The sequence below is a fragment of the Streptomyces sp. 11-1-2 genome, from assembly GCF_003595545.1.
Lineage (GTDB): Bacteria > Actinomycetota > Actinomycetes > Streptomycetales > Streptomycetaceae > Streptomyces > Streptomyces hygroscopicus_B.
The window spans coordinates 2,481,669-2,496,930 of sequence record NZ_CP022545.1 but is presented as its reverse complement, the minus strand read 5'-3'; the positions used below and the strand labels follow the sequence as shown (position 1 = coordinate 2,496,930).

The 15,262-nt window shown below is 67.4% G+C and carries 15 protein-coding genes and 3 pseudogenes; 10 read left to right on the top strand and 8 right to left on the bottom strand.

Annotated elements, in window-relative coordinates; translation table 11 throughout:
- The first annotated feature begins 1 nt into the window (after position 1).
- Positions 2–286: an ABC transporter substrate-binding protein gene (locus tag CGL27_RS10315; RefSeq protein ID WP_205587660.1), complete on the top strand. Its 285-nt coding sequence runs from the start codon at positions 2–4 to the stop codon at positions 284–286.
- Between the two features lie 622 nt (positions 287–908).
- On the opposite strand, the gene CGL27_RS10305 is transcribed toward CGL27_RS10315, so the two are convergent.
- On the bottom strand, positions 909–1,376 hold the full coding sequence (locus tag CGL27_RS10305; RefSeq protein ID WP_119986098.1) for a MarR family transcriptional regulator: 468 nt from the start codon (positions 1,374–1,376) through the stop codon (positions 909–911).
- 542 nt (positions 1,377–1,918) lie between these two features.
- Between CGL27_RS10305 and CGL27_RS10300 the strand changes: the two genes are divergently transcribed.
- From CGL27_RS10300 to CGL27_RS51770, 3 genes and pseudogenes are all read left to right on the top strand, one after another.
- The gene (locus CGL27_RS10300) at positions 1,919–2,227 is read left to right on the top strand and encodes a GNAT family N-acetyltransferase (protein ID WP_078640386.1); all 309 of its coding nucleotides are present in this window, start codon (positions 1,919–1,921) and stop codon (positions 2,225–2,227) included.
- A 31-nt stretch (positions 2,228–2,258) separates the two neighbouring features.
- Entirely contained in the window at positions 2,259–2,540 is a 282-nt protein-coding gene (locus CGL27_RS10295) for a (4Fe-4S)-binding protein (protein WP_119986096.1), read from the top strand.
- A gap of 132 nt (positions 2,541–2,672) precedes the next feature.
- Positions 2,673–2,857 (top strand): annotated as a pseudogene (locus tag CGL27_RS51770) (NADP-dependent oxidoreductase); the annotation flags it as partial.
- A gap of 265 nt (positions 2,858–3,122) precedes the next feature.
- Here the strand turns inward: CGL27_RS51770 and CGL27_RS10285 are convergent.
- Positions 3,123–3,329, bottom strand: a pseudogene (locus tag CGL27_RS10285) (LLM class flavin-dependent oxidoreductase); the annotation flags it as partial.
- Positions 3,330–3,557: 228 nt separating this feature from the next.
- Here CGL27_RS10285 and CGL27_RS10280 point away from each other — a divergent pair.
- From CGL27_RS10280 to CGL27_RS10270, 3 genes are read left to right on the top strand one after another with little or no spacing between them, the layout of a single operon-like run.
- A complete protein-coding gene (locus tag CGL27_RS10280; RefSeq protein ID WP_119986094.1) occupies positions 3,558–3,863 on the top strand; it encodes a GNAT family N-acetyltransferase in 306 nt (101 codons plus the stop codon).
- Positions 3,860–4,378: an OsmC family protein gene (locus CGL27_RS10275; RefSeq protein ID WP_205587659.1), complete on the top strand. Its 519-nt coding sequence runs from the start codon at positions 3,860–3,862 to the stop codon at positions 4,376–4,378. The genes CGL27_RS10280 and CGL27_RS10275 overlap by 4 nt, the downstream gene beginning before the upstream one ends.
- The gene (locus CGL27_RS10270) at positions 4,375–5,337 is read left to right on the top strand and encodes a pirin family protein (RefSeq protein ID WP_119986092.1); all 963 of its coding nucleotides are present in this window, start codon (positions 4,375–4,377) and stop codon (positions 5,335–5,337) included. The genes CGL27_RS10275 and CGL27_RS10270 overlap by 4 nt, the downstream gene beginning before the upstream one ends.
- Before the next feature lie 318 nt (positions 5,338–5,655).
- On the opposite strand, the gene CGL27_RS10265 is transcribed toward CGL27_RS10270, so the two are convergent.
- Positions 5,656–6,210 carry a transposase gene (locus CGL27_RS10265; protein ID WP_240450960.1) on the bottom strand — a complete coding sequence of 185 codons (555 nt, stop codon included), beginning with the start codon at positions 6,208–6,210 and terminating at the stop codon, positions 5,656–5,658.
- Positions 6,211–6,227: 17 nt separating this feature from the next.
- Positions 6,228–6,743 carry a helix-turn-helix domain-containing protein gene (locus CGL27_RS10260; protein WP_119986090.1) on the bottom strand — a complete coding sequence of 172 codons (516 nt, stop codon included), beginning with the start codon at positions 6,741–6,743 and terminating at the stop codon, positions 6,228–6,230.
- Positions 6,744–6,928: 185 nt separating this feature from the next.
- Here CGL27_RS10260 and CGL27_RS10255 point away from each other — a divergent pair, with 185 nt between their 5' ends.
- Positions 6,929–8,668 carry a pyruvate dehydrogenase gene (locus CGL27_RS10255; protein ID WP_119986088.1) on the top strand — a complete coding sequence of 580 codons (1,740 nt, stop codon included), beginning with the start codon at positions 6,929–6,931 and terminating at the stop codon, positions 8,666–8,668.
- Between the two features lie 840 nt (positions 8,669–9,508).
- Here the strand turns inward: CGL27_RS10255 and CGL27_RS10245 are convergent.
- Together CGL27_RS10245 and CGL27_RS10240 are read right to left on the bottom strand one after the other, a co-directional pair.
- Positions 9,509–10,225, bottom strand: a complete 717-nt coding sequence (locus CGL27_RS10245) for an NAD(P)-binding domain-containing protein (protein WP_119986084.1) — start codon at positions 10,223–10,225, stop codon at positions 9,509–9,511.
- Between the two features lie 22 nt (positions 10,226–10,247).
- Positions 10,248–11,273 (bottom strand): LLM class flavin-dependent oxidoreductase, encoded by a 1,026-nt coding sequence (locus tag CGL27_RS10240; RefSeq protein ID WP_119986081.1) that lies wholly within the window; start codon positions 11,271–11,273, stop codon positions 10,248–10,250.
- 604 nt (positions 11,274–11,877) lie between these two features.
- Here CGL27_RS10240 and CGL27_RS10235 point away from each other — a divergent pair.
- Positions 11,878–12,369, top strand: a complete 492-nt coding sequence (locus CGL27_RS10235) for a carboxymuconolactone decarboxylase family protein (protein WP_078640379.1) — start codon at positions 11,878–11,880, stop codon at positions 12,367–12,369.
- 272 nt (positions 12,370–12,641) lie between these two features.
- Here the strand turns inward: CGL27_RS10235 and CGL27_RS10230 are convergent, their stop codons facing one another.
- Positions 12,642–13,106: a MarR family transcriptional regulator gene (locus tag CGL27_RS10230; protein ID WP_119994331.1), complete on the bottom strand. Its 465-nt coding sequence runs from the start codon at positions 13,104–13,106 to the stop codon at positions 12,642–12,644.
- A 296-nt stretch (positions 13,107–13,402) separates the two neighbouring features.
- Complete coding sequence (locus CGL27_RS10225; RefSeq protein ID WP_119986079.1) at positions 13,403–14,353, bottom strand: NmrA/HSCARG family protein; 951 nt, start codon at positions 14,351–14,353, stop codon at positions 13,403–13,405.
- A 277-nt stretch (positions 14,354–14,630) separates the two neighbouring features.
- On the opposite strand from CGL27_RS10225, the pseudogene CGL27_RS51765 reads away from it, so the two are divergent.
- Positions 14,631–15,206: pseudogene (locus CGL27_RS51765) on the top strand (transposase); the annotation flags it as partial.
- Between the last annotated feature and the right edge of the window lie 56 nt (positions 15,207–15,262).

Sequence of the window (15,262 nt, the reverse complement as noted above, 5' to 3'; positions counted from 1 at the left end):
CATGGCTGCCGCCCCGGCACCGATCCGTATCGGCTGCTGCCTGTCGCTGACCGGTCCGCTTGCGGACAACAGCCGGTCGGCCCGTCTCTCCCATGAGATCTGGCAGCAGGACATTAACAGCCGGGGCGGCCTGCTCGGCCGCCCGGTCGAGCTCGTCTGCCACGACGACCACGCAGGCGCCTCCCTGGTTCCCGAGATCTATGGGCGGCTGATCGAGGAAGACAAGCCGATCTCATCATCAGTGGTTACGGCACCAACACCCTCCTGTCGGCCACGCCGTTGGTGATGCAGCGGCAGCGCTTCTACGTCGGGCTCATGGTGAAGGGTGTCTTTATTGCCGCATGGTGGTTGACCTGGGGCTTTTCGATCGCTCGAGTATGGGCATGATCAGTGATCGTGGGTCTGCGATTGCTCTACCTGATCTTCTGCCGACTACTGGGCTGCTTCCTCCAGTCCTCACCGCCTACGCCGAGCACTACAACGCCGGACGAGCTCACCGCAGCCTCGACCTACGTGCTCCAGACGACGACCCGAACATCATCCCCTGCCCGCCGCCACGGTCAGGCGCAAGCAGGTACTCGGCGGACTGCTCAACGAGTACCACACCACGCCACTCCGACCGCCTCACCATCCACAGGAAAGGCCCGGATCAGCGGCCTGATCGGGGTATTGACACCCTTCAGGGTCCCCTGCCGCGCGGCCGGAGTCCCTGGCGAGAGACACCATCTGACGCTTGAGGAGGCATGCGGAATGCTTGGCCCCCTGGTCGATCCTCTGATCCCGGACCAGCAGTCAGCGGTGAGTGTGTCCGTCGCGAACTCGGCTGGCGGCCCGCGCATCAGGACGTCCTCGCCGGATGGCGCAGGGCTGACCTCCCATGATCCAGGCAGTCGCGTCCCCTCACCCGGTCAGTCCGGCTGCTTCTCCATATGATCCAGGACGAGCTTGGAGATCCGGCCGAGTGTGCTGAGCTGGTTCGGGGTCAGGGCATCGATGAACAGGCGGCGGACGTGCTCGACGTGCTGGGGTGCGGCCTCTTCGATCGCCTTGTAGCCCGCCGGGGTGGCGACGATGAATGCTCCGCGTCCGTCGTCGGGGCATTCCTCCCTGGCCACGAGCCCGCGTTTCGCCATCCGCGTGACCTGGTGGGACATTCGGCTCTTCTCCCACTCCACGAGTTTGGCCAGATCCAAGAAGCGCATCCGCCCGCCGCCTCTTTCGGTGAGGCTGGCGAGCACGATGTAGTCGGAGGCGGACATTCCGGAGTCGGTCTGGACGCGGCGGGACAGCCGTCCGATGAGCGTCTCCTGCATGCGGATGAAGCTGTCCCAGGCGGCCTTCTCTTCCCGATTGAGCCAGCGCGGCGGTACGTCCATGGGGGCAGTCTAACGAAATCGTTGACAGCTCATCTGCGCGCAGGGGCGGCGATGCAACCCTCGGCGAAGCCGCGTCCGCCGTGCCCAAGATGCCTCGGTTCAGACCCCGCCCTGGTGCATGAGCCGGAAGGCGTCGGGGTCGGTGTCCGTCGGACAGGTGAAGAACGTGCCGAAGTGTTCGGTTCGGGGTCAAGGGTGAGTGGTACGAGCCGCGTCTCCTACGGGTCGAGTTCCAGGGATTTGCCGGCCATGAGGTTGTGTGGTGCCAGAACGGGTCGCGGCAGATCGTCGTGTCACCACCGGGATCGCTCCTCCGGAGCACTCGTCTTTCCCTGCGTGGAAGCTCTCACTGCGGAATGAACGGGGCCAACCGCGGCCATGTCGGGACGTGGCGCAGAATTCTCCGGCCCCCGTGCTCGCTCTGCGGTACGAGCGCACTCGCCGAGGAGTAGGTTGATGCATCAACCTGGTGGGGTTAGGCTGATGTCCTGGCTGACGGGATTCTGTCGAGTTGAGCGGGGTCAGGCTCAGAAGGAGGACACATGACGGTCGAAGTGAGCGACGTGCCCGAGGCGAAGCGCTACGAGGCCCGCGTCGATGGAGAGTCCAAGGTGGCGGGCGTCGCGGAATACATCCGTACGACGGAACTCGTCGCGTTCGTGCACACCGAGGTCGAGGCGGAGTACGAGGGCGCGGGAGTCGGGTCCGCGCTGGCCCGCACCGCCCTTGACGAGGCGCGCGCCGCGAACCTGCGGGTGCTGGCCACCTGCCCCTTCTTCGCGGGCTGGATCAGCCGGCACCCCGAGTACCAGGACCTGCTGTACCAGTCCCGCAGCAAGGTCAGTGACTGAAGAGCCGAGCACGGCAGTGACGGAGGCAGGTATGAGCGGTGGATCCGAGAAGAAGACGTACCAGGCGCAGTCGATCACGGTGACCTTCGAAGCCAGGCGCTGCCTGCACGCCGCCGAATGCGTCCAGGGCCTGCCCGAGGTGTTCGACATAGCGAAGCGCCCGTGGATCCAGCCGGACAACGCCACGGCCGAGCGCCTGGCGGAAGTGGTCCGGCGCTGTCCCTCGGGTGCGCTGCAGTACGAACTCGTGGACGGCGGGACAGGGACCCCGACCGGCCCAGCGCGATCACCCGCAGTTCCACCGGGCAGCTGACCGTGCGCGGGTGAGTGGAGTGTGGACACGGCGGAAGGCCCGCGCGCCGGGACCAGAGGCGTGCTCTGAGGCTGTGGGCGGATCCGCCTCCAGCCGTACTGCGACCACGCGGGGCCCTGCGGTCAGCCGGCTCATGCCGCCGCCGGTGGCGTGGGCACGTTCGCCGGGCAGCCGGCCGTCGCCCGCGGTGCGCGTGTCATCGGCACCGCGGGCGAACGCAACCACGAACAGCTCCGCTCCCTCGGTGCGGAACCGGTCACCTGTGGCAAGGGCCTGGTCGACCGCGTACGAGCGATTTCCCCCAGGGAGTCGACGCGGTCCTCGACGCCTCCGGTCGCGGTGAGATCCCGGACTCGATCGAACTCGCCGGCGACTCGACACGCGTCCTCTCACTCGTGGCCTTCGGCGCCGCGAGCACCGGAATCCAGATCCACATGACCGAGCCGGGAGCGGGCGGTCCCGAAGCGCTCCGGGACATCCTCGCCCCCATCGAGGCGGGACGGCTGCCCCCAGTGCCGAGTCCTTCGCCTTCGACTCCATCTGGCACCTGCCCGGTCCGTGCCGGCCTGGGAAGCATCGAGGGCGCTCGGTGCGTGCCGCGATCCAGCCGAGCATGGTGGTCGGCGACGAGGGCACGAACGGGGGATTGTGGTGCTCGCCGGTGGCGAACACGTCCAGCCCGACCTCCGCGGCCTTCGGCGCTATGGCGATCATGGCCTTGATGCGTTCATGCTCGGTCGGTGTCCGGCCGGTGGTGGGGTCCTGTGTCACGTCACCAACGGTGGTGATCCCGAACTGCGTGGTCGCTCACTCTTCCTTATGGTTGATGTATCAATATCATCTCGAATGGGGCCCATGGCAGGTCTGATCCCGCTGTTCGGTGGGCAGGTCAGGTGCCCCGAGGCTGCCGGTGCGAGCATCGGTTGACTAGTCAACCAAGTTGGTGGTTGGCTTGCCGCGGAAGTTTCCTCCTTGTGCGGAGGAACGACGACGCAGCGACCATCCTGAGGAGGAGCGATGGAACCTCGCGTGGCGGACAACCCCGGACGATCGCGTTTCGAGGTCTTCGACGGCGACGAGCTCGCCGGCTTTGCCGAGTATCACCGGTACCGGGACGAGATCGCCTTCATTCATACCGAGATCGACCCGCGGTTCGAGGGCGGAGGCCTCGGCGGCGTACTCGCCCGTGCGGCCCTCGACGCGGCCAGGGAACAAGGGCTCGGAGTGCTTCCCTTCTGCCCCTTCATCCGTGGCTGGATCGGCAAGCACCCGGAGTACACCGACCTGGTGCCGCAGGGGCAGCGGGCACGGTTCGGGCTGTGAGGCGGGCCGTGCCGGAGACGGAGCAGATCGAGACGTCCGATGCCGTCCAGCCCGTCTACGTACGAGCCGCTGCCGTCGTCGCCACCAGTTCCGGATCGGACTACCGAGTGGACATACGGGCCGGCCGCCACCCCCTGGCCGCCGACGAGCCGGAGTCCGTCGGTGGCGCCGACACCGCGCCCACTCCCGTCGGCCTGCTGCTGTCGGCCCTGGGATCCTGTACGGCCATCACGCTGCGCATGTACGCCCAGCGCAAGCAATGGCCTCTGGGGGAAGTCCGGGTGCACCTGGCGTACGAGAAGGGGCCGGACCGGGCGGTCCGTATCACGCGGCGCATCGAGTTGGCGGGCGACCTCGACGACGACCGGCGTGCACGGCTGCTGGAGATCGCCGACCGGACCCCCGTAACGCGGGTGGTACGCGGTGAAACGCCCATCGTGCCCGCGCCCGAACGCTCGGCGCGGCACATCGCCCTACCGCAGTCCGCCGCCGCAGAAAGGATGCAGTCGTCATGAGTGACCTCGACCTCCAGCCCGGTCTCCGTGAGTGCGGGGGCCGGGCCGACGTGTCCGGGCGGCCCGTCAGGGAACTGCTGAACCCGCGCGAGGCAAGCTTGGGCGCCACGGTCGTCCGTAGACTGCTGCCGAATCTGGGGCGGCGGATGGTGGGCGCCTGGTGCTTCGTCGACCACTTCGGCCCCGATGACATCGCCGACGAGCCCGGCATGCAGGTGCCACCGCACCCGCACATGGGCCTGCAGACGGTGAGCTGGCTGCACGAGGGCGAGGTTCTGCACCGCGACAGCGTTGGCAGCGTGCAGACCCTGCGCCCGCGCCAGCTCGGCCTGATGACGTCGGGACGGGGCATCGCGCACGCCGAGCAGAGCGCCGTGCCGCACCCCCGCCTGCTCCACGGCGCCCAGCTGTGGGTCGCGTTGCCCGAGGCTTACCGGCACACCACGCCCGCCTTCGAGTACCACGCCGACCTGCCCGTCGTCACGGCCCCGGGACTGAAGGCCACCGTCGTCCTGGGCGGACTGGACGGCGTGGTCTCGCCGGGCACGACGTACACACCTCTCGTCAGCGCCGACCTCGCACTCGCCGAAGGCGCAAACGTGCGGCTGCCCGTGGAGCCGGACTTCGAGTACGCCGTGCTGACGATGTCCGGGGCCACCGAGGTCGACGGGGTGCCTCTCGACCCCGGCTCCATGCTCTATCTAGGCTCCGGACGTTCCGAGCTGCCGCTGCGCGCCCTGAGCGACTCGGGGCTGCTGCTGCTTGGGGGAGAGCCGTTTGAGGAGAAGATCATCATGTGGTGGAACCTCATCGGACGAACCCAGGAGGAGATCGCCCAGGGACGCGAGGCGTGGACGTCCGGTGACCGCTTCGGAACGGTGTACGGCTACGACGGCTCGCCGCTGCCCGCGCCCGCCTTGCCGGTGACCCCGCTCAAGCCCCGGGGCCGTACTCGCTGACCTCCGCGGTCGCGCGGACTGGTCTCTGACCGTTCACCGGTGCCGGCCGCTCCCGCTGCGTTAGCTCCGGAGACCGCTGCCGCTGCCGCCGCTGCGGGCGGGCTGGCACTCATCACGGTCGCTTTGCCGGACGGAGCAGTGCTGCGCCGCCGGTCGTAGCCCGGGCGTAATAACGGGGGCAGCCAGCACTCCATCGGCTGCTGCCCCCTACGGCCTCTCAGGCCACGAGCCGCAGAGCAACCCAACGCATCGTGCCGTAGTGGGCCTTGCAGGTGGCCGACAAACCTTGTACCCGCCGAATCACTACTGAGTTTTTCGTTAGTTCCGTGGTGGTTCAGGATGGATTGTCAATCCGGTGTGAGTGAGGAAGGACCACGGGAGTTGTTCGTTGGAGCAGATCCGGTGGATGCCGCGTTCGGCCGCGTCGGCGACATCGGCGAGGTGGTCGCCGGCGAGGTTGGCCAGCTCGCGGGCCCTGATGGCCGACCACAGCAGTTCCACTGGGTTGAGTTCGGGTGCGTAGGCCGGCAGCCGCTCCAGCGTCAGCCAGTCCTGCTCGGCCGCCCAGGCCCGCATGCTCCGACTCCAGCGGGCCGACAGTCCGTCCCACACCAACACCACCGACTCGCCGGCGTAGAAGGTCTTGACGTGTTCCAACACTTCGATCAAGAAAGTGGTGTCATAGCTGCCCGGCTTGAGGTGGAAGCACAGCCGCGGGCCACGTTCAAGGTCAGCGGCGTGGTAGCCCAGCGCGGCGGCCATCCCGGCTCGTTTCCAGTTCAGCCGGTGCCGCAGCGTGGGAGTGCGCCCGCGGGGTGCGCAGGTGCGGCGAACCCGGGGCAGCAGCGATACACCCGATTCATCGAAGAACACAATCCAGGCACGTTTCTTCACCACCCCCTTTTGATGCGTGGCCACTCCTGGGCGACCCACCGGGCGATCTCGGACTCGTCCCGCTCGACGGCCTGACGCATGGGCCGCCGCAGACTCCACCCCAGCCGCCCGGTAAGCAGGCGCCACACGGATGCCCGGGCCAGCTTCACCCCGGTCACCCGCTCAACCACCACGCCGACCCGTTCCAAGGTCCACAGATCCGCCTCGAACCCGTGCGCCTGGGCGCCCTGCTCCAACGCGGTCCGAACCAGCTCCACTTGGGCGTCATCCAGCTTGGGTGGCCGCCCGGTGGCCGGACGCCGCCGCAGTGCCTCAACCCCACCCTGCTCCCACAGGCGTTTCCACCGGCGCACGCTCTCGGGGTGGATCCCCACCATCCGTGCAACCACGGATGAAGAACGTCCTTGCTCGAACAACTCGACCGCGCGCATGCGCCGGGCCTCGGCCAACTGCGGCCGCGTCAGCGGCAGAACGGAGACGTCGGAAACAACGGCTTGCGACTCGGAAGACACACCAACATGCTCACACCGCCGAAGCCCCTGTACCCACAGAACTAACGAAAAACTCGGTAAGGCGGCTGAGCCGTCCCCGGTGGCGAGCACTGGCACTCATGCCGCTAAGGTGGATGCATCAACCATATTGAGGCTGTCGAGAGTCACATGAGACAGGTGCGCAGCCCGAGGGGAGAAGTCCGGCGATGCGGAATCTGACCGTGGCCCAGCAGATGGTGGACATCCTGCGCCAGGCGGGCGTGGAGCGGATCTACGGCGTGGTGGGTGACAGCCTGAACTCGGTGGTCGACGCGGTGCGCCGTACCGACGGCATCGAGTGGGTGCATGTACGGAACGAGGAGGCCGCCGCCTTCGCTGCGGCAGCGGAGGCACAGCTGACCGGCAAGCTCGCGGTGTGTGCCGGAAGCTGTGGCCCCGGAAACACGCATCTGATCCAGGGACTGTACGACGCGCACCGCTCCGGTGCGCCCGTGCTGGCACTCGCCTCGCACATCCCGTCCCACCAGATCGGCACCGGCTTCTTCCAAGAGACCCACCCGGAGAGGCTATTCACAGAGTGCAGCGACTACTGCGAGATGATCAGCACCCCCGGGCAGATGCCCCGGGTTCTGCGGATCGCCATGCAGCGGGCTCTTGGCAACAGCGCGGTGTCAGTCCTGGTGATGCCGGGCGATGTCGCGCACGACGAGGCGACTCATCCGACGGGGAGGAGCGATCTGGTCACTGAGCGCGGCCGGGTCGTCGCGCCGGACACACAGGTTCGGGCGCTGGCCGAGAAGGTGAACGCGGCACGGAAGGTGATGCTGTTCTGCGGTGCGGGAGTGCGGGACGCGCACGCCGAGGTCATGGCGCTCGCCGAGAAGGCTGCCGCTCCCATCGGGCACACCCTGCGGGGCAAGGAGTGGATCCAGTTCGACAACCCGTACGACGTGGGCATGAGCGGTCTGCTGGGCTACGGCGCCTGCTTCGACGCGATGCATGAGGCCGACCTGGTCGTCCTGCTCGGCACCGACTTCCCGTACAACGACTTCCTCCCGCAGGCACGGACCGTGCAGATCGACCACGATGCGGGCCGCCTCGGCCGTCGTACTGTGCTGGAACTCGGCGTACACGGCGACGTCCGGGAGACGCTGCGGGCTGTGCTGCCGTTGGTCGAGGCGAAGCGGAGCCGTACCTATCTGGACCGGATGCTGCACAAGCATGCCAAGTCGCTGGAGACGGTGGTCTCCGCCTACACCCACGACGTCGAGCGGCACACCCCGATCCACCCTGAGTACGCGGCCTCGGTTCTGGACGAACTCGCGGCTGATGACGCTGTGTTCACCGTGGACACCGGCATGTCCAATGTTTGGGCGGCGCGTTATCTGACCCCCAATGGGCGGCGCCGGGTGATCGGTTCGTTCCTGCACGGCACGATGGCCAACGCGCTGCCGCACGCCATCGGCGCGCAGTTCGCTTACGCCAGCCGCCAGGTGATATCGATGTCGGGTGACGGTGGACTGGGCATGCTGATGGGCGAGTTGCTCACAGTGAAGCTGCACGATCTGCCGGTGAAGACGATCGTCTTCAACAACTCCTCCCTGGGCATGGTGAAGTTGGAGATGCTGGTCGAGGGGCTGCCCGAGCACGAGACCGACCACGAGCCGGTGGACTACGCGGCGATCGCCCGCAGCGCGGGCATCGAGGCGATCCGCATCGAGCGCCCCGGGGATGTCGTCGAGGGACTCAAGCGGGCGCTCGCCCACGACGGACCGTTCCTGGTTGACCTGGTGACCGACCCCAACGCGCTGTCGATCCCGCCGCACATCTCGGCCGCCCAGATCAAGGGATTCGCCTTCGCTGCGGGCCGGACAGTGCTCGACGGGGGCGTTGGCAAGATGCTCGACCTGGCCCGCGCCAACCTGCGAAATATTCCCCGCCCCTGAGATAGTCCGCCGTCCTCGTCGAGGTCCAGTTTCACGACCTCGGCGACCTGACGAGCGCTGGCGCAAACCACTGCGCCCAGCTCTCCGTGAGCCACCGGGCTTCTCACGAACACCGCATCGAGACATCTCCGGCACCGACTTGCCGGTCACGTACCGGTCGCGGACGGTGAGCGCCGTTCGTCTTCGTGCCTCGTCCACTGCCGCACGGTGACCTGTCAAGGTCTGCCCCTCACGCCCCTGCCCCTCACGTCAGGGTAGAGCGGGGCGATGGTGCTTCTCTGGCGAGCCGGACGTGCCACACAGGTGCGCGCACTCGGCGCGACGGCCTTGTCCTGCAGCTCGCCCTGCGAGGCGGGGAGCGGGTGCGTCTCAGCCTCGCGCGCGTGTCGAGCCGGTACGACTTCGCGGAGGGAGCGTGCCAAGCCGGCATCGGAGCGGCCTTGCCGGGGGTCCCGGAGTGCCTGCACGCTTACCTTCTGGTCCTGCGCTGCTTCGATCTGGGGCTAGTGGGGGACTAGGGAGCCACGGCCCGGGCGGCGGTTGACGAGGCGCTGCGGTCCGCGCAGCAAGCGGGGGACAGGGCCGTCATGGCTACCGTCATGGCGGCCCACTTGAGCGTGCTCTACTACCGGTGCGGCTGGGCGCGGGGCTCAAGGGCGTGGACGAGGCCGAGGACAGACGGATGGTCGGCAATCTGGCGATACTTGTCCGCAACGCGTTGCCTTGCTGCTGGCGCTCATGGCCGATGCGGAGGGCCGCCCGGAGCAGGCCATGGCGCTGCTCGACGAGTTGTTCACCACGTTCGAGCTATCCGTCTGCCGACCCCCTCGGATTGGGCGATCAGGCCGTGTGCTCCGCCGACTCCGCGACGGCGGCCCGCGCGCACCGTATGCTCCTTCCGCGCTCCGACTCCGGAAAGCGGAGAAGCATCGCACGCAGTTCTTCGGCGCCCACGTTGGCGCCGAACGGCTCGGTGCCCGGTTCCAGTCGTATCCCTTCGGCCAGGGGGCCGGCCATGACGGGGTCGAAGCCGACTGCGTCGACTATGTGCGCGACGGTGGCGAGGCCGTCCGGATCGTCACCGGCGATCGCGATTGCCTTGCGTCCGTGCGTTCCCGGACGCTGGGCACCGTCCTCCAGATCGTGGTAGCCCATGTGGTTGAGCGCCTTGACCACCCGTGAATCCGCCAGGTAGTCCTGCACGATCTCGCTGGAGGAGTTCAGCGGGTCGGTCAGGTCCTCGCGGATGCCGTCTACTTCCCACCAGTAGTTCATGGCGTCGATCACGAGCTTGCCGCGCGATGCATCGAGGGGGAGAGCGCGGTACTTGCCGAGCGGCAGCGCCAGGATGACGACGTCCGCCGCCGCCGCGGCTTGAGCCGCGGTGACCGGGGTCGCGCCAGGGGTGAGAACCTCGATGGTGAGCGCGATCTTGGCAGGGTCGCCCGAGCCCGCGATGAGCACCCGGTAGCCGGCGGCCAGGGCCAGCCGCCCCAGCGCCGTGCCGACCTTGCCCGCGCCCAGGATGCCTACGGTGTTCACGGGCGTGGTGAGCATGTTTTCTTCTCCGTTCACGGTGTCAGCTCGCGAGGATCTCGCGGACCATCGGGAGCACCTTGGTGCCGTACAGCTCGACGGCGCGCAGGCGGGCGCTGATCGACTGGTTGCCGTAGATGAGGTCGAAGCGGCCGACGCCGAGTGTGTTGATCGCGCCGGCCATCTTGCGGGCGACCGTCTCCGGCGACCCGATGTAGAGGGAGCCGTGCTCGATCTCCGAGTCGTACTCCTCGTTGCGCAGCGGTGGCCAGCCCCGCAGTGCGCCGATGCGGTCCCGGACGACCTTGTAGCCCGGCCAGTGCAATTCCCGGGCCTGCTCGTCCGTGTCGGCGATGAAGCCGGGCGAGTGCATGCCGACCGGGTGGGCGGTCGTGCCGAACTGTTCTGTGGCGCGCCGGTAGAGGTCGATGAGGGGCACGAAGCGTTCCGGGCTGCCGCCGATGATGGCGATCATCAGCGGGAAGCCGTAGCGCGCGGTGCGGATGACCGACTGGGGAGAACCGCCGACGCCCACCCAGGTGCTCAGATGACCGGACTCGGTCTTGGGAAAGACGTCGGCGTTCTCCAGCGGAGCCCGTTTGCTGTCGCTCCAGGTGACGGGCTTCTCCTCCAGCAGCCTGGCGAAGAGCTCGATCTTCTCCTCGAACAGCACGTCGTAGCCGGCGAGGTCGTAGCCGAAGAGGGGGAACGACTCGGTGAACGAGCCGCGTCCGAGGATGACCTCGGCCCGGCCGTTGGACAGTGCGTCCACGGTCGCGAACCGCTGGAACACGCGGACCGGATCGTCGGAGCTGAGCACGGTCACGCCGGAGCTCAGACGGATCCGGCTGGTGCGCGTGGCGATCCCGGCCAGGACAGTCTCCGGGGTGGTGATCGCGAACTCCGGGCGGTGGTGTTCGCCGAGTGCGATGACGTCCACGCCGGTCTCCTCCGCGAGTACGGCCTCCTGGACTACTTGGCGGATGGCCTTCGCGTAGGACACCGCGGTGCCGAAGTCGTCCTCCGGTACGTCTCCGAATGTGTCCAGACCGAAGGCGAGATCAGACATGGTGGGCTCCTGTGCAGGCCGATTGTTGAGGTGTCAATCATCCGGGCATTTGATTGATGTGTCAACTAATAAGGCGGTGGTGGTACTCCGTGGGGTGCGGGTGTGAGCGCATCATCCGACCCGGGAGGTTTGGGAGTCGTTCACCGGCCGCTCTGCCACAACCGAGGGGTATCGCGGGTGGCGTGCGCCACGCCTTCCCTGGCGGACGCCACCATCGACCGCACTGATGAAATCTCGTCTTCGAAAGGTGAGTTCGTGACCCAGGACTCCGCGGAGCCGCCCGTCGTCACCCTTCCCGGTCGACTTCGGCTTCCCGCTCAGGGGTCGGCTGACAGAGGCGTTCGATGAGGGTCTGCCAGCTGTCGGCCAGGCGTGCGATGTGGCGGGCGTTGTCGGCCACATGGGCAGGTAGGGCAGGATGGGGCCGGTCGCCTTCGATGAGTGCACCGCGGTGCCGCGGCATCGGTTTCCACGTTGCTCGCCGGGAGCAACTCCCGCACGATCTGGTTGTCGCATCAACTATGATGTCACGGAGGCGGGCCGATGGCCACAGGGTCCGCACGAACGTGAGCTGCTCTGAGCATGGCCCGAAGGAGGCCCCGACGTGAACAACCGCCCCCACAGTTCCCCACCTCGCAGGATCTTCATCGATAAGCAGAGCCCCAAGGCCTTCCATGCCCTGGTGCAGGTCTCGGAGGCGGTCCGAGCAACGGCCTCCGAGGCCGGGCTCGACCGCACCACCGTGGAACTGATCAACCTCCGAGTGTCGCAACTCAACGGCTGCGCCTACTGCCTCGACGTGCACACCAGAGCGGCCCTGCGCGCCGGTGAATCACCGCAGAGACTCGGAATCCTGAGCGCATGGCGGGACACCGGGCTGTTCACTCCCTCGGAGCGCGCCGCCCTGGCGCTGGCCGAGGCCGCAACCGATCCGGTGAACGCCGCGGCCCAGACACCCGCCTACGAGGCCGCCCGGCAGGTTCTCTCCGAGGACCAGATCTCGGCCGCGATCTGGGTCGCAGTCACCATCAACGCGTTCAATCGCGTGTCGATCATGAGCAAGCACCCGGTACCGCCGCTTCACGACAACAAGTAGAGGCGGTTGGCACGCCACACTGCTGGACTTCGGCGTAGCCAGTGCAGCGGAGACTCGGTCGACGAGTCGCGCAAATCTTCATGAATTCCGGAACATCGATGTATGCCACCGCCGCCGTTCTCAGCGTGCTTCTCGCATTTGTCACGCTGAGCATGGGTGCACCCAATGCTTTGGGAACGCCATGGCCCCCTTCGTTTTCATCTCGCCCTCAGCGGCCGCTGCGGGCGACGCTCGCGCTGGCCACATGACGCACACCGGGCCGCACGTTCCGGTCAGGATGGTTCCTCGTCCAGCTTCTCCAGCACGTGCTCGGAGATCCGAGCCAGCAACCGCAGCTCCGACGGCGTGACGTTGTCAAGGAAGAGCTCACGCACCGCCTTCACGTGACGCGGGGTGGCGGCTTCGATCACCGCTCGCCCCTCGTCTGTGATCACCACGAATGCGCCACGGCCGTCCTCGGGACACTCGTCCCGCATCACCAGCCCACGCTTCACCATCCGGGCGATGTGATGGGACAGCCGACTCTTCTCCCAATTCAACGCCCTGGCAATGTCCAGAAACCGCCGCCGGTCCGGTACGTCCGTCAGCTCGACCAGTACGGCGAAGTCCGCAGGCGACACATTGGAGTCCGTCTGCAACAAACGAGACAACCGGCCCATGAGCCTCTCATGCATGCGGACGAAGCTCCGCCACGCATGCTGTTCCTCCGTCGTCAACCAACGCACCGTCGGCTCCATGAAGCAAGTGCAACCTAGTTGACAGTTCACCAAATAAGCGTGGGGCACCAACTGCATGTACACCCTCTCCCCGGCCCCGTTTGAGGGCCGGCGCGCCTCCGGGGACGCGGAACGACCTGTTCTGCCGACTGTTCCGTGCCGCACCTCGCCCGGCCGCCCGGTGGGGGTCCCGGTGCCACGGCCCCTTCAGCGGCATGCCGTCGTGCCGCTGAAGACGCGTTCCCCTTATTCGGCTCTCCGAGGGTGTCCACCGGAAAGCGGCACCCTCGGGGGTATGGCCCGCCGGCGGTGGCGGGTCAGCCCACCTGGATCTTCGCCGCGTTCTCGGCGAGCCAGTCGTCGAAACTCTTGAGTGCCGGGTTGATCTCCCGCAGGAGGTCCAGGTCGCGGGCGCCGGTGAACTCCTGGTCGAAGTCGCCGTAGTACTGGAACATGTTGGCGATCTCGTCGCCCGCCGGTACGCCCAGGGAGCGGAAGACGTCGTAGGGCACCGACTGGAAGCGCACGGGCTCGCCGATCGCGGCGCCCAGCTTCTGCGCGTACTGGGCGCCGGTCAGGTGGTCGCCGGCGAGGCCGACGGTCTGCCCGATGAACCGTTCGCCGCCCTTGAGGTTGGCGAACGCCATGCGGCCGATGTCGTTCACGTCCACGCCGGCGAGCAGTTTGCCTTCCTCAAGCGGCAGCGTCAGCATTAGCATGCCGTCCTCGGCGCGCTTGGGACCCATCATCGACCGGAAGCCCTGGAAGAAGAAGGTGGTGTTCAGGAAGGTGGTCGGAACCCCGGCCTGCCGGAACAGTTCGTTGCCCTCGCCCTTGGCGTCGAAGTGCGGGACGTTGTACTTCTCCTGCAAGACGGGCATCCGCTCGTCCTGCAGCGGCAGCAGTTCGCGAGTGTCCTCCAGTGTCGACCACACCACGTGCCGCAGCTCGGCATTCTTCGCGGCCCGCACCAAAACCTCGATCTCCTCCGTCTCCTTGGCCGCCGAACCGTGCGCCCAGAAGTTGGTGACCAGGAAGGCACCGTAGGCACCCTCGAACGCCTTGTGTACGGTCGGTTCGTCATGGAAGTCCGTCCGCACGACCTCCGCGCCGAGCTCCGCGAGTTCCTTGGCCGCGGATGAGTCGGGGTTCCGGGTCAGCGCACGCACCGTGAACCCTGAGTCCGGATCGGCGAGGATCGCCCGGGCGGTGCCGCCTCCCTGTGCACCGGTGGCTCCGGCGACCGCGATGACCTTCTTCTCACTCATGCCATTACTCCTGTCCAAGGAGAGATTATTGACGCATCAACTGAAGCGCATTCCGGTTGATCAATCAACTTGTTGTGCAGGATTGGCTGTGATCGCTGCGAAAGTCACCTGAGTGGCGCAACGCGTCCGGCCATACGCCTAGCTCGGCCGAGAGGGGGATGGTTCACCCCGATGCACGCGCGGGCGGCGTCCAGGGTTGCCATGACCGCGAGGGTGCCGTCCAGCGAGACAAGGGGCGATTGCGGTGGTCACCGCCCGGATCCGGAAAGGCGCGGTGCCCTGTCAGGTGTGCGGCACGTCGTCGGCAAGGATGCACGGATAGCACCGCCGTACGGTGGCAGATGTGCCGGTCGGTGGCCGCCCGGTTGTGTTCCGCCTGCGCGTGCGACGGCTGGTCTGCCCAGTCCTGGCCTGCGGGCGGCACACCTTCCGCGAGCAGATCGCCGTGCTGCTGGAACGCCACCAGCGCCGCACGGTGCGGCACACGCCTGGCAGGTATCCCAGGTGGTGCGGGAGTTATGCGGCCGGGCGGCGGCACGCCTTGCCGGCCTGCTGGCCGTGCCCATGTCCCGCAGCACGGCATTGCGCCATCGGTCCCTGCCGCCGTAGGAGGTCCCGCGGCTGATCGGGATGGACGATTTTGCCCTGCGCCGCCGCCACCGCTACGCCACGAGCATCACGGATGCCGAGACCGAAAGACACATCGCGGTCCTGCCTGGCCGAGACGCGGCCACCTATGGAATCCTCGCTGCGCGAGCATCCTGGTGTTGAGGCCGTGCGCCGGATGGATGGCTCGGCAACCCACGCCGAGGCCGTCCGCCGTGCGCTGCCGGACACAGAGCAGGTCAGCGACTGATGGCACCTCTGGCACAATCGCTGCGACAAAGCCCTGCTCGAGGTCTACGCACG

Coding starts and splice junctions, on each gene's coding strand:
- CGL27_RS10305 (WP_119986098.1), bottom strand. CDS start 1,376: ATGGACGTACCGCCGCGCTGGCTCAATCGGGAAGAGAAGGCCGCCTGG.
- CGL27_RS10270 (WP_119986092.1), top strand. CDS start 4,375: ATGAGTGACCTCGACCTCCAGCCCGGTCTCCGTGAGTGCGGGGGCCGG.
- CGL27_RS10300 (WP_078640386.1), top strand. CDS start 1,919: ATGACGGTCGAAGTGAGCGACGTGCCCGAGGCGAAGCGCTACGAGGCC.
- CGL27_RS10245 (WP_119986084.1), bottom strand. CDS start 10,225: ATGCTCACCACGCCCGTGAACACCGTAGGCATCCTGGGCGCGGGCAAG.
- CGL27_RS10230 (WP_119994331.1), bottom strand. CDS start 13,106: ATGGAGCCGACGGTGCGTTGGTTGACGACGGAGGAACAGCATGCGTGG.
- CGL27_RS10240 (WP_119986081.1), bottom strand. CDS start 11,273: ATGTCTGATCTCGCCTTCGGTCTGGACACATTCGGAGACGTACCGGAG.
- CGL27_RS10255 (WP_119986088.1), top strand. CDS start 6,929: ATGCGGAATCTGACCGTGGCCCAGCAGATGGTGGACATCCTGCGCCAG.
- CGL27_RS10225 (WP_119986079.1), bottom strand. CDS start 14,353: ATGAGTGAGAAGAAGGTCATCGCGGTCGCCGGAGCCACCGGTGCACAG.
- CGL27_RS10295 (WP_119986096.1), top strand. CDS start 2,259: ATGAGCGGTGGATCCGAGAAGAAGACGTACCAGGCGCAGTCGATCACG.
- CGL27_RS10315 (WP_205587660.1), top strand. CDS start 2: ATGGCTGCCGCCCCGGCACCGATCCGTATCGGCTGCTGCCTGTCGCTG.
- CGL27_RS10280 (WP_119986094.1), top strand. CDS start 3,558: ATGGAACCTCGCGTGGCGGACAACCCCGGACGATCGCGTTTCGAGGTC.